At 58.8% G+C, this 13,080-nt stretch carries 7 protein-coding genes; 3 read left to right on the top strand and 4 right to left on the bottom strand.

Features of this window, described 5'->3' with window-relative positions:
• Nucleotides 1-37: 37 nt before the first annotated feature.
• Both AAH446_RS13645 and AAH446_RS13640 read left to right on the top strand, forming a co-directional pair.
• On the top strand, nt 38-3,142 hold the full coding sequence (locus AAH446_RS13645) for a beta-galactosidase (RefSeq protein ID WP_342907235.1): 3,105 nt from the start codon (nt 38-40) through the stop codon (nt 3,140-3,142).
• Nucleotides 3,143-3,199: 57 nt separating this feature from the next.
• Nucleotides 3,200-4,465, top strand: a complete 1,266-nt coding sequence (locus tag AAH446_RS13640) for an MFS transporter (protein WP_342907234.1) — start codon at nt 3,200-3,202, stop codon at nt 4,463-4,465.
• Nucleotides 4,466-4,504: 39 nt separating this feature from the next.
• Here the strand turns inward: AAH446_RS13640 and fucO are convergent, their stop codons facing one another.
• Together fucO and ampH are read right to left on the bottom strand one after the other, a co-directional pair.
• On the bottom strand, nt 4,505-5,656 hold the full coding sequence (gene fucO / locus AAH446_RS13635; protein ID WP_342907233.1) for a lactaldehyde reductase: 1,152 nt from the start codon (nt 5,654-5,656) through the stop codon (nt 4,505-4,507).
• Between the two features lie 179 nt (nt 5,657-5,835).
• Complete coding sequence (ampH, locus tag AAH446_RS13630) at nt 5,836-7,029, bottom strand: D-alanyl-D-alanine-carboxypeptidase/endopeptidase AmpH (RefSeq protein ID WP_342907232.1); 1,194 nt, start codon at nt 7,027-7,029, stop codon at nt 5,836-5,838.
• Between the two features lie 253 nt (nt 7,030-7,282).
• On the opposite strand from ampH, the gene AAH446_RS13625 reads away from it, so the two are divergent.
• A complete protein-coding gene (locus AAH446_RS13625) occupies nt 7,283-8,860 on the top strand; it encodes a sensor domain-containing diguanylate cyclase (protein ID WP_342907231.1) in 1,578 nt (525 codons plus the stop codon).
• Between the two features lie 91 nt (nt 8,861-8,951).
• On the opposite strand, the gene AAH446_RS13620 is transcribed toward AAH446_RS13625, so the two are convergent.
• Both AAH446_RS13620 and opgB read right to left on the bottom strand, forming a co-directional pair.
• Entirely contained in the window at nt 8,952-10,511 is a 1,560-nt protein-coding gene (locus AAH446_RS13620; protein ID WP_342907230.1) for a methyl-accepting chemotaxis protein, read from the bottom strand.
• Between the two features lie 217 nt (nt 10,512-10,728).
• On the bottom strand, nt 10,729-13,026 hold the full coding sequence (gene opgB / locus AAH446_RS13615) for a phosphatidylglycerol--membrane-oligosaccharide glycerophosphotransferase (protein ID WP_342907229.1): 2,298 nt from the start codon (nt 13,024-13,026) through the stop codon (nt 10,729-10,731).
• Nucleotides 13,027-13,080 lie beyond the last annotated feature (54 nt).

Here is a 13,080-nt window from a genome sequence, read left to right as displayed (position 1 = left end):
GTGAATTGTGAGCGCTTCGTAAATTCCGGGAGTAAGCATGACCGACGCTGTTACTAATCCTCATCCCCTGAGCTTATCCACCCTTCTGGCCCGCCGGGACTGGGAAAGACCGGGTGTCACGCACCTTAACCGGCTGGCGGCGCATCCGCCGTTTTCAAGCTGGCGTGATGCCCTCAATGCCCGCGACGATAAAGCGAGCGACAGCCTGCGCTGTCTGAGCGGCGAGTGGCAGTTCAGCTACTTTACCCGCCCTGAGCAGGTGCCTCAACGGTGGGTAACAGAAGATCTGGCTGAGGCCGACAGCGTCGCCGTGCCGTCCAACTGGCAGATGTCCGGCTATGATGCGCCGATTTACTCCAACATTACCTATCCGTTTACCACCCAGCCGCCGCACGTCCCGGAAGAAAACCCTACTGGTTGTTACTCGCTCACATTTAACCTGACCGCCGACGAGCTGGCGATGGGCGATACGCGGATTATTTTTGATGGCGTTAACTCCGCGTTTCACTTCTGGTGTAACGGCAGCTGGATCGGTTATTCCCAGGACAGCCGCTTGCCGGCGGAATTCGATCTCTCCGGCGTGCTGAAGACAGGGGAGAACCGGCTGGCGGTGATGGTGCTGCGCTGGAGCGATGGTTCCTGGCTCGAAGATCAGGATATGTGGCGTATGAGCGGCATTTTCCGTGACGTCTGGCTGCTGAACAAGCCCGCCACCAGCCTGGCGGATTTTCGTCTGCGCACCGATCTGAACGCGGATTTTACCCGTGCCGATCTGGTGGCGAACGTCACGCTGGCCGGTCAGGCTATCGCCGACAGCCGCATCACGCTTCAGCTCTGGCAGCAGCAGCAGCTGGTGGGTGAGTGCAGCACCCCGCCCGGTAGCGCGGTGGTGGATGAGCGTGGCAACTATGCCGAGCGGGCTGAACTCCGGCTGCAGGTGGAGCGCCCCCAGCTCTGGAGTGCCGAAACGCCGCATCTTTATCGCGCGGTCATTCTGCTGACGGATGCGCAGGGCAGGATCCGGGAAGCCGAAGCCTGTGACGTCGGCTTCCGCCAGGTGGGCATTGAAGGCGGGCTGCTGAAGCTGAACGGCCAGCCTCTGCTGATCCGCGGCACTAACCGCCACGAGCATCATCCTGAACGCGGACAGGTCATGGACGTGGCGACGATGATCGAAGACATCCGCCTGATGAAGCAGAACAACTTCAATGCGGTGCGCTGCTCCCACTATCCTAACCATCCGATGTGGTATCGCCTGTGCGACCGCTTCGGGCTGTACGTGGTGGATGAAGCCAATATCGAAACGCACGGTATGCAGCCGATGAACCGGCTGTCGGACGATCCGACCTGGTTCCCGGCGATGAGCGAGCGCGTCACCCGCATGGTGCAGCGCGATCGCAACCATCCCTGCATCATCATCTGGTCGCTGGGCAACGAGTCGGGCCACGGCGCCACCCATGACGCGCTGTACCGCTGGATTAAAGCCAGCGACCCGAGCCGTCCGGTGCAGTATGAGGGCGGCGGGGCGGACACGGCGGCGACCGATATTCTCTGCCCGATGTACGCCAGGGTGGACGAGGATCAGCCGTTCCCGCAGGTGCCGAAGTGGTCCATCAAAAAATGGATCGGCCTGCCGGAGGAGAGCCGTCCGCTGATCCTGTGTGAATATGCGCACGCGATGGGCAACAGCCTCGGCGGCTACGACAAATACTGGCAGGCGTTCCGTCAGTATCCCCGCTTACAGGGCGGTTTCGTCTGGGACTGGGTCGATCAGTCCCTGATCAAAACGGAGCCCGACGGCGGGCAGTGGTACGCCTACGGCGGCGACTTTGGCGACAAGCCAAACGATCGCCAGTTCTGTATGAATGGCCTGGTCTTTGCCGACCGCACGCCGCACCCGTCACTGTATGAAGCGAAGCGCGCCCAGCAGTTTTTCCAGTTCAGGCTGATCGGCCATTCGCCGCTGGAGATGGAAGTTGAAAGCGAATACCTGTTCCGCGACAGCGACAACGAGCGGCTGCGCTGGCAGCTCACCCTTGACGGCAACCGCTTTGAACAGGGCGAAATCACGCTGTCGCTGCCGCCTCAGGGCAGGCAGCGGCTGATTATCGATTGTCCTCTGCCGGCCTCAGGCAGCGGGCAGCTCTGGCTGAACGTGGAGGTGATCCAGCCCGAAGCCACCTCCTGGTCAGAGGCCGGACACGCGGTGGCCTGCGATCAGTGGCAGCTTCCGCTGGCGCAGACGGCGTTACCCGACACCGCCACCCACAGTGAAAGCCCGCAGCTGACGGTGACTGAGGCGCTATTTGAGATCGTCCATCAGGATCAGCGCTGGGCGTTCAGCCGCGAGGCGGGCGAGCTAAGCCAGTGGTGGCAGGCGGAGCGTCCAGCCTTCCTGACGCCGCTGCGGGATAATTTTATCCGTGCGGCGCTGGACAACGATATCGGCATCAGCGAAGTGGAGCGCATCGACCCGAACGCCTGGGCCGAGCGCTGGAAGGCGGCGGGCTACTGGGAGATGACGCCGGAGCTTCTGAGCTGTACAGCCGACCAGCTTCAGCAGGAGGTGCTGATCCGCACGGTTCACGCCTGGAAGAACGGCAGCCAGACGCTGTTCGTCAGCCGTAAAAACTGGCGTGTCGACAGCGCGGGTGAGCTGCATATTGAGGTGGATGTGGCGATGACTTTTGGTCTGCCACAGCCGCCGCGCATCGGACTGAGCTGCCAGCTGGCGCAGGTTGAGGATCAGGTGGAGTGGCTGGGGCTGGGGCCGCACGAAAACTACCCTGACCGTAAGCTGGCGGCGCAGCAGGGACGCTGGCAGCTACCGCTGGCAGAGATGCACACGCCCTATATCCGCCCCTGTGAGAACGGGCTGCGCTGCGACACCCGGCGGCTGAACTTTGGGCCGCACCAGTTGGCGGGAGAGTTCCATTTCAATATCGGACGCTACAGCCCGCAGCAGCTGGAGGAGACGACTCACCGCCACCTGCTGAAGCCTGAGGCGGGAAGCTGGCTCAATATTGATGGCTTCCACATGGGCGTCGGCGGCGATGACTCCTGGAGCCCGAGCGTGGCGCCGGAGTATCTGCTGAACGGCACAACCTGCCGCTATCAGCTGAGCTGGAAACGTCGCGGCTAAGCGCGCTGGTGTAATCCGGGCAGCCAGCTGCGGCTGCCCCTGCAAAGGAACTGAAAAATGCACTACCTCAAAAACACCAATTTCTGGATGTTCGGCCTGTTTTTCTTCTTCTACTTTTTCATTATGGGCGCCTATTTCCCCTTTTTCCCGATCTGGCTGCACGATATTAACCAGATCAGCAAAAGCGATACCGGCATTATCTTCGCCTGTATCTCGTTCTTCTCGCTGCTGTTTCAGCCCATTTTTGGCCTGCTTTCCGATAAGCTGGGGCTGCGCAAGCATCTCCTGTGGATCATCACCGGCATGCTGGTGCTGTTCGCGCCGTTTTTCATCTACGTTTTTGGCCCGCTGCTGAAAACCAACGTGCTGCTGGGCTCGATCGTGGGCGGGATTTACCTCGGCTTTATCTATAACGGCGGCGCGCCGGCGATTGAAGCCTATATCGAGAAGGTGAGCCGCCGCAGCGACTTTGAGTTCGGGCGGGCAAGGATGTTTGGCTGCGTGGGCTGGGCGTTATGTGCCTCTATCGCGGGCATTATGTTTACCATCAATAACGAGTTCGTTTTCTGGCTCGGCTCGGGCTGTGCGGTCATCCTGGCGATCCTGCTCTTTATTGCTAAACCGCAGGCGCAGAACAGCGCAGAAGTGGCCGATAAGCTGGGCGCTAACCATAAAGCCTTTAGCTTTAAGATGGCCTTCCAGCTGCTGAAGGAGCCGAAGCTCTGGTTTCTGTCGCTCTATGTGGTGGGCGTCTCCTGCACTTATGATGTGTTTGACCAGCAGTTCGCCAACTTCTTTACCGGCTTTTTCAGCTCGCCGGAGCAGGGAACGCGCGTCTTCGGCTATGTCACCACGCTGGGTGAACTGCTTAATGCCTGCATCATGTTCTTTGCACCGCTGATCGTGAACCGCATCGGGGGCAAAAACGCGCTGCTGCTGGCGGGCATGATTATGTCGGTGCGCATCATTGGCTCCTCCTTCGCCACCACGCCGGTTGAGGTCGTGTTTCTCAAAACCCTGCATATGTTTGAGATCCCGTTCCTGATTGTCGGCTGCTTTAAATACATCACCACCCAGTTTGAGGTACGCTTTTCGGCCACCATCTATCTGGTCTGCTTCTGTTTCTTCAAACAGCTGGCGGTGATTTTTATGTCGGTTTTCGCCGGGAATATGTATGACAAGGTGGGCTTCCACGGCACCTATCTGATCCTGGGCTGCGTGGCGCTGGGCTTTACGCTGATCTCCGCCTTTACGCTGAGCGGACTGGGGCCGGTCGGGCTGCTGCGGCAGTTGATGCAGCGTAAACAGCCGCTGGCGAGCTGAAACAACGGATGCAGGCGCCGTGCGCCTGCATCATTCGCATCAGTAGATCTGACGATAAAGCGTCGCAATCTCCTCCAGCGAGGTTTCACGCGGGTTGCCGCCGGTGCAGACATCGTCAAAGGCAGCCTGCGCCAGTGCGGGAATATCCTCCTCTTTCATGCCCACGTCACGCAGCCGGAGCGGAATGCCAACGTCCGCGCCAAGCTTTCTCACCGCTTCCACCGCCGCGTTACGCACCTCATCCAGCGTCATCGGACAGACTTTTGCTACCCCCATGGCGCGGGCGATATCGCGATACTTCTCGCCGGTATAAGGCGCGTTCCATGACATAACGTGAGGCAGGATAATGGCGTTAGCCACGCCGTGCGGCACGTTATAAAAGGCACCGAGCGGGTGCGCCATGCCGTGTACCAGCCCCAGCCCCACGTTAGAAAAGCCCATCCCGGCGATATACTGTCCCAGCGCCATATCCTCAACGCCCTTAGCGTCTCCGGCGACCGAGGCGCGCAGCGAACGGCTGATAATCTGAATGGCCTTCAGGTGCAGCGCGTCGGTCAGCTCCCAGGCGCCTTTGGTGGTAAAGCCCTCAATCGCATGGGTCAGCGCATCAATGCCGGTGGCGGCCTTCAGGGCAGGCGGCATGCTCTGCATCATATCGGCATCAATCAGCGAGACCTTCGGAATGGCGTGGGGATCAACGCAGACGAACTTGCGCCGTTTTTCCTCATCGGTGATCACATAATTAATGGTCACCTCTGCGGCAGTACCGGCGGTGGTGGGAATGGCGATAACCGGCACGCAGGGATGGCGCGTAGCGGCGACGCCCTCAAGGCTGCGGACATCCTCAAATTCGGGATTATTGATGATAATACCAACCGCTTTTGCCGTATCCTGGGGCGATCCGCCGCCGATAGCGATCAGATAGTCAGCCCCGGCAGCCTTAAAGGCCTTTACGCCGCGCTGCACCAGGCTGATGGTGGGGTTCGGCATCACCTCGTCGAAGATCTGCCACGGAAGCTGGTGCTTATCCATCAGCGCCGTCACTTTTTCAATCACGCCCGCCTGGACCAGCACTTTATCGGTCACCAGCAGCGCCTTTTTATAATTACGCTGGGTGACCTCGTTGACGAGTTGCGAAACAGCGTCGCGCCCAAACCAGAAAGTCTCATTCAAAATCATTCTGTGAAGCATTCCGTTCTCCTCAAGGTGGATGGTAATCCGGTTTCCAGGAGAAAATATGCACAGGAACAGCGCGAGGCGTTATTGACGGGGATCAGGGAGAAGGGCGATAGGCCTGGCCGAACGTCCGATCCGGACGGCGGCGGAGAGGGGGAAGACCGGCAGAAAAAGCGCTTTCCGCCGGTAGAGGATCACTCAGACATAATACTGGCGGCCAGCTGCGCGCTGTCGGAGGTGTTGCCGATCAACTCCGTCAGCAGGTTATTGACGCCGTCGCTCATCGGCGTGAAGCGCGAGTGCGGCGAGCGCGTCACCACCACAAAAACGCCCACGCTGTAGCGCGGCACCATCGCCATATAGGTGATAAAGCCGCCGCCGCCGCCGGTTTTCTGAATAATCCCCGGCCTGCCGTCCTGCGGGGCCATATAGACCCAGCCCAGGCCGAGCGCAGAAGCCTTGCCCGGCACGTCCATGCCGTTCACCTTCGTCAGCTGGGCGCGCTGGTAAACCATGGTCTGAAGGCGATCGGCCTGCGCGGAGCGGGCATGCACGTCGGAAGAGAGAAACTGCTGCATCCAGCGGGCCATATCATCCGGCGTGGAGTAGACGCCGCCGCTGCCAATGGCGGCCAGCGTACTGACGCACGGGCTCGGCCCTTTTTCCGCCACCATCAGCCGGCGGCACTGCTCCGGCGACGGTGTGAAGGTGGTGTCCTTCATGCCGAGCGGGCGGGTGATTTCGCGCTTTAGCAGCTCGGGATAGGCAACGCCTGCGGCGCGGGCGAGTGCATCGCCCAGCAGATCGTAGGCCAGGTTAGAGTAGCCAGCCTGCGTGCCGGGCGCCGCGCCGATCCGCGCGCTGTCCAGCCACTGCCAGCGCTGGCTGGCGGTTGGCCAGACAAATACCGGACGATGGGGTTTACCGCCCGGCTGCTCGCGCGGCAGGCTGCTGGTATGGGTGGCGAGATTAATCAGGCGAATGGTCTGCCCCGCATACGAGGGGACATGGCGTCCGGCAGGCGCATATTTGCTGAGCGGATCGTCCAGGCGCACGACGCCCTGCTCTGACAGTTTGACCAGCAGCTGGCTGGTCATCAGCTTGGTCAGGGAGGCGATGCGGATCAGGGAATCCTTTTGCGGACGTACGGCGCTGCCGGGACGAACAGCTCCGCGGCTGGCAAAGACACGCTGGTTAGCATCAATAGCCACTATCGCCATGCCGGTCGCTTTGGCATTGTAAAAAATATTATCGGCATAGCGATCGACAATCTGAGACGCCAGCAGCGGATCGGTAGCGGAGGGCGCGGCCAGGCTGCAAAACGGCAGGGCGGCGGCGGCCAGGGCCAGCAAACGGTGAAGTAGAGCGTTCAACGTGCGTATATCCATCAGATTCAACGTAGGGTTGGTATAGTAATCTGATTCGCGTCGGCAAAAAAAGACGCCAGGCATTTTTTTTCACCGGCTTACCGGATGGCCGGAAAAAGTCGCCCTCATGCAGCCTTAATCCACGCTGTTCAGCCAGTATTCAGGTCCGGCGTTGGCGAGAAAAAGGCGTTTGCCGGCATAAATAAGCGCGTATTCATTCTGCCGGCCGCCCGCTGTGCTTTAATGAAAGTAATGATTTTTGCTGGAGAAATGAATGAGCCTCGGTAAGCGGTTGTCCTCTTTTTTACTTCTGGGCTCCTCACTTGGACGTAATATCGCGGTATCGGGCTGCCTGCTGATCCTGGCGGTGATCCTGCTGAACCTCTGGTCACTGAACACGTCATGGCAGCAGACAATCAGCTCCGCAGAAGAGACGGCGGTGAATCTGGCGCTCTCTCAGGCGCGTCAGGCGGAAGATACTTTTCTGCAAACGGAGATTTCACTCAGGGAGATCCAGCGTACTATCCAGCAGCAGATGCCCGGCAAGGTCGATACCGAAGCGCTAAGCCAGATTATGCGGGAGCAGCGCAGCCATCTGCCCCAGCTGCACGGCCTGTTCTATTATGATGCTTCGGGAAAATGGCAGGCCTGGTCCATCGGGCAGACGCCGGCGGAGGCCAATAACTCTGACCGCGAATATTTTGCCTACCACCGGCAGAACGGCCATAACAATATCCATATTGGTCCGGCGATCTACAGCCGCAGTACCGGCGAACTGGTTATTCCGGTTTCACTGCGTCTGAACGACGCGGCTGGAGGCTTCGCCGGCGTGCTGCTGGCCACCGTGCGGGTGGATTATTTCCGTCAGTTCTATGCCTACTATGAGCTGGGGGAAAAGGATGTGCTGGTCCTGATGCTGGATGACAGTACCGTCCTCTATGCGCGCCCCATGCCGGACAGCTACGTCGGGAAAGATCTCTCTTCCAGCCGCCTTTTCCAGGAGATGCTGGTCAAGTCCGATCGGGGCAGCGGCCAGTGGAACGCGGCGCTGGATGGCCATACCCGCATATTCGGTTTTGTCCGCTCTGCGCGTTATCCGCTGGTGGTGGCGGCGGGCTATGATAAACCTTCGCTGCTGCAAAACTGGCTGAAGGAGAAGATACAGGATATCGCGCTCAACCTGCTCTTACTGGTGATTATTCTGGCTATCGGGCTTACCGTGCTGCGGCAGGTCAGAATCAACGTCAAAAACCAGACGGAGCTGACGCACCTGCGGGATGAGCTGACCGTGATTAACCGTATGCTGCAGGCGATGGCGCTGATTGACGGCCTGACCGGCCTGGCTAACCGTCGCCAGTTCGATATCTACCTGCGGGAGAGCGTGAAGCAGGCGTCGGCGAGCGGAGAGCCGCTCTCTCTGGTGATGATGGATATCGACTTTTTCAAGCGCTACAACGATGCCTATGGTCATGTCGAGGGCGATAAATGCCTGGAAAACGTCAGCGAGGCGCTGCGGCTTATGCCGCTGCGGGAAAATGCCCTGATTGCCCGTTACGGCGGGGAGGAGTTCGCGATTATCCTGCCTGAAACCTCCGCTGAGGAGGCGCTGAATATCGCCCGCAGGGCGGTGGAAGAGGTGTATCACCGCCGCATGCCGCACTGCGAAACCGACATCCCCGATCGTGTGGTGACGCTCAGCGCAGGCTGCGCCACGCTGAGTGGGTCAGGAAACGCGCTGGATGTTCAGACGCTGAAGTATCAGGCGGATGCCGCGCTCTATGAGGCGAAGCATAAAGGGCGGAATCAGGCGGCGGGATCGGAGGAAAGAGCAAGCGCCTCCGACAGCCCGTAAGCCTCCTGATAAAGCGTCCGCTACGGGGGATAGTTATCCGGGACGTGTGGCGACGTTTGGCCGCCACACGCATGTTTATCTTTAAAGCAGATTAAGAGGCGGCGTTAAGCTTAAAGATGCTGATTGCCTGGGAGAGCTGAACGGCCTGCTCCTGGAGCGAGTGGGCGGCGGAAGCGGACTCCTGCACCAGCGAGGCGTTCTGCTGCGTCACCTGATCCATTTGCGTGATCGCCATATTGATCTCGTCGATCCCGCTGCTCTGTTCATTACTGGCGATGGAGATCTCACCCATAATCTCCGTTACGCTTTTCACGCTGGAAAGCACTTCTTCCATCGTTGAACCGGCTTTCGCTACCTGCCTGCCGCCTTCGTCAACTTTCGCCACGGAGTCTTCGATCAGCTGAGCGATCTCTTTGGCCGCGGATGCGGAACGCTGCGCCAGATTGCGCACTTCTGAAGCCACAACCGCGAAACCACGACCCTGCTCACCGGCGCGGGCCGCTTCCACGGCGGCATTCAGCGCCAGGATATTGGTCTGGAAGGCAATGCCGTCAATCACGCTGATAATATCCACGATCTTACGGGACGAGCTGTTGATCATCTCCATGGTGGTGACAACCTTACTGACCGCCGCGCCACTCTGTACCGCAACTTTGGAAGCCTGCGCCGCCAGTTCATTGGCCTGACGGGCATTGTCAGCATTCTGCTTCACGGTGGAGGTCATCTGCTCCATGGCGGAAGCCGTCTCCTCCAGTGAGCTTGCCTGCTGCTCCGTGCGCGAAGAGAGATCCATATTCCCCGTTGAAATTTCACTGGAGGCGGTGGTAATCAGGTCGGTGCCGCTACGGACTTCCGTCACGATGCGCAGAAGATTGTCATTCATGTTCTTCAGCGCTTCCATCAGCTGGCCGGTTTCATCGCGGGAGGTCACGCGGATCACGGTGCGCAGATCGCCCGCCGCCACGTTGCTGGCGATGGTCACGGCTTCACGCAGCGGCATGACGATTGAGCGCGTCAGGAAATAGCCCAGGATCATCGCCAGGATGACCGCAAGCGCAGAGAAGATGAGCGTGATCTGAATTGCCGTCTGACCATCGTGGAGGGCATTGGCTCCTTCAGCCTGAAGCTGCTGGGACTGCGAGTCGGCAAACTTCGAGGCCAGCCCCAGGAACGTATTCTGCATCGGCGTGATTTTCTGTAGCGCAAACAGAGCGGCGCCATCTTCGTCGCCGGCACGCACCATATTAAGCAGGGTATTTTTCGCCTCTTCAAACGCCGCCGCGGCGTCTTCTACTGCCTTGATTTTTTTCTGACCGACGGCCGTGGTCTGGATTTTTGCAATGGCGGCAATCGCGTCCGTGGTTTTCTGGGTGGCGTCGTTAAGCTGGCCGAAACGCTTAACATTATATTGTGGGCGGGTGGTGTCGATAACCATACCGCGCAGGTATTTGATCTGTTCATTCACGCCGTCGCGCACGTCAAAGGCCAGCCGGACTTTAACGTAGCGGTCATTGACAATGCTGTCGACGGCGTGATTGATGCTGCCAATTTTCACCGTGGCGGTGACGCTGACGATAATGAGCAGCAGAATAACCAGGCTGAAAGCTCCCCCGAGGCGAACCCCGACTTTCATATTTCGTACTAATGCCATTTCTAAGATCCCTATGGATAAACAGAAGCGGTGGTTACACCGGCGATATGATTACGGGAGGGTACTATTAACCACTTGAATAGTAGGGTTTATTATTTGAACCCACCCAGCCTTTTACCATCGGCACAGGTGAAGGAAACTTGACGGTATAGGGGCGGAAATAAGCAGAAAACTGAAGGGAAATGGCCTCCGGATGGGGTAACCGGAGGCCAGGGGACTAGCGGACTGGAATAACTTTCAGGCTCACCAGCCCGATGCCGAGCCTGCGGGCGGCGAAGCCATCGATGGCGCCTTCCGCCGTCTCTTCCGGGGCCGGTGGGATGATTTCCACCGTGCGGGATCCGGCGGCATTAGTGAAGTGAAGGCGCTGGGTCGTATTGCCGCTTTCCAGGGTAATCCGCTGCGTTTCGTTGCCCACTTTTACGCTGAAGGGCCGGTCGCGGTTGGCGCCAAAGGCGCGGGCGGTCAGCTCAAGATCGAAAGCGGCTGGCAGCGGCTCCAGATACTCAAGGGTTACCGAAGGCAGCAGGTTAGCGTCGGACCAGCGGCCGCCCCAGGGTTCGATATAGGAGAGCCCGGTCGCTTTCAGCACCTGCTCCGGCAGGCCAGGCAGCGCAAAGTGGATGCTGTCCGAGGTGTATTTCACATCTTTATCCGCGATGCGCAGGCGGGTGACCGTCTGCTGATAGCGCTCCTCATTCTGCTTACCGACGTTGCGGAACGCGACATGCCCCTGAGTGATGCCCGGCGACACCTGCACGATTTCAGGCTGGCTGCCCAGCGTACCGTCCGCCACGCAGAGGCCGCTGTTTAGCTCCAGCGTCTTATCCCAGATGCTCCCCATTTTAAAGCAGCGGTCTATCCAGACAAATTTCCTGTCCTGCGGAAATTTTGCCAGCTGCTGCTTAAGCGGCGCGGCAAGATAAACGTCAAATTTCGGCTCCACCTTGTCCGGCGTGACCGACAGCAGCAGCGGCAGCTTGAAGTGGACGCCCGAGAAGCTGAAGGTGTTGCCTGCGGTATCTATGCTGTAATCCGAAATGGCTTTCGGGAAGTTCCAGAGCTTGATGACATCCGGCTTCCACTCGTTGATTTTCTCTTTAATATTGAGATAGGTGGCCGACAGCGAAGGGGATGAAAGGCTACTGCGCCCGAGCCCGATGAAGTTATCGCCGCCCATGGCGTCAAGCACCGTGGCACCGTTATCCAGCGAGCTGCGCTTTACGGAAATGACCCTGCTGCTGGCATCGCTGCCGCGCAGCATAAAGAACAGGTTGCGGCGTTCGTGCTGGTTGAGATAGCTAAAGGCCGTATTGTTCATCGCCAGGTGATCGGAACTGACCACAATAATCGTATTTTTAAAGTAGGGCGTGGCGCGGATGCGCTCAATCAGCCTGGCGATATGCTCCTGGCTACAGGCGACGGCGGCGAAAGATTTATTGGGTTTCCCTTCATAAGACCAGCTTTTTTGCCGGCAGCTGCGGGAGATAAAACCGTCCGGGTGGTGGGTGTCCACCGTCAGCGCGAAGAGCGAGAACGGCTTATCCTCCTTCGCCAGCGCCAGATATTTATCAAAGACCACGTCCAGCACCGTGTCGTCATACCAGCCCCAGTCGTTGCGGTAAGCGGGATCTTTGACCACGCTTTTCAGCTCATTCAGGCCATACAGATGATCGAAGCCGTGCGAAGAGAGAAACAGATCCTTGCCGGCAAAGCTGAGGTTGGCGCCCTGATAGAAGTAGTTCTGATAGCCTGACGATTTCAGAATGTCGCCCAGGCAGACGTTCTGCGGATAAAAAGTGGAGAGCGAGCTGGAGGCGTTGCCGTCAAAGGGGGCAAACAGGGGAATGCCGCACTGTGAGGCGACCATGCCGGCAATCGTGTACTCGGTGCCGGGCAGCTGCTCCGTATTGCTGAAATCGAGCGCGCTGTTTTTCAGCCTGCTCAGCTCCGGCGCCAGCCCCGGAAACGCTTTCTCGTCAAAATAGGTGCGCTCCAGGCTTTCGGCATAGATATAGACCAGGTTCGGCTTGTCGCCGCGCAGCTGCTTGCCCGGCACTTTGTAATGGGTGTAGAAATCTGAACTGCCCCGCGCGACCTGAGATTTAATCAGGCTGGAAACCTGCTGGTAGGCCGGCGTGGTGTTAATGGAGGCCAGCGCCAGAATTAACGCCAGCAGGCTGTAGAGCGGGCTGGCCCGTCGCCCCTTGCGCAGGCGCAGCACCCATGAGAGCAGTAAAAACAGCAGGATCAGGCCGCCGGTCAGGCCAAGCCCAGGCAGGATATACTTGCTGATACCCGCCCCGCTCAGGCTGCTGGTAATGGTATAAATCACCGCGTCATTAATGCCTTCGCCGGTAAAATAATTACTTGCCAGCATGGTGGCATTGAGGACGATATAGATGCCAAGAAACAGCAAAATAGCCGAAAACCAGAGCCTGTTTCTCCCGGCTTTCCAGGAGTAGAGCAGCACCGAAGCGATAAAAAATAGCAGCGAGAGAAATTCGGAACCCATCAGTTTTTATTATCCTCAGAAGCGCGCGTCGGCCCGTGGCCGGGAAGGGGAGAG

This window comes from Erwinia psychrophila, from assembly GCF_039023475.1.
Taxonomy (GTDB): Bacteria; Pseudomonadota; Gammaproteobacteria; order Enterobacterales; family Enterobacteriaceae; genus Erwinia.
Note: the sequence above shows the minus strand (reverse complement) of the source record. Positions and strands in the feature narration are given on the sequence as shown.

Coding starts and splice junctions, on each gene's coding strand:
- ampH (WP_342907232.1), bottom strand. CDS start 7,029: ATGGATATACGCACGTTGAACGCTCTACTTCACCGTTTGCTGGCCCTG.
- AAH446_RS13645 (WP_342907235.1), top strand. CDS start 38: ATGACCGACGCTGTTACTAATCCTCATCCCCTGAGCTTATCCACCCTT.
- fucO (WP_342907233.1), bottom strand. CDS start 5,656: ATGCTTCACAGAATGATTTTGAATGAGACTTTCTGGTTTGGGCGCGAC.
- opgB (WP_342907229.1), bottom strand. CDS start 13,026: ATGGGTTCCGAATTTCTCTCGCTGCTATTTTTTATCGCTTCGGTGCTG.
- AAH446_RS13625 (WP_342907231.1), top strand. CDS start 7,283: ATGAGCCTCGGTAAGCGGTTGTCCTCTTTTTTACTTCTGGGCTCCTCA.
- AAH446_RS13640 (WP_342907234.1), top strand. CDS start 3,200: ATGCACTACCTCAAAAACACCAATTTCTGGATGTTCGGCCTGTTTTTC.
- AAH446_RS13620 (WP_342907230.1), bottom strand. CDS start 10,511: ATGGCATTAGTACGAAATATGAAAGTCGGGGTTCGCCTCGGGGGAGCT.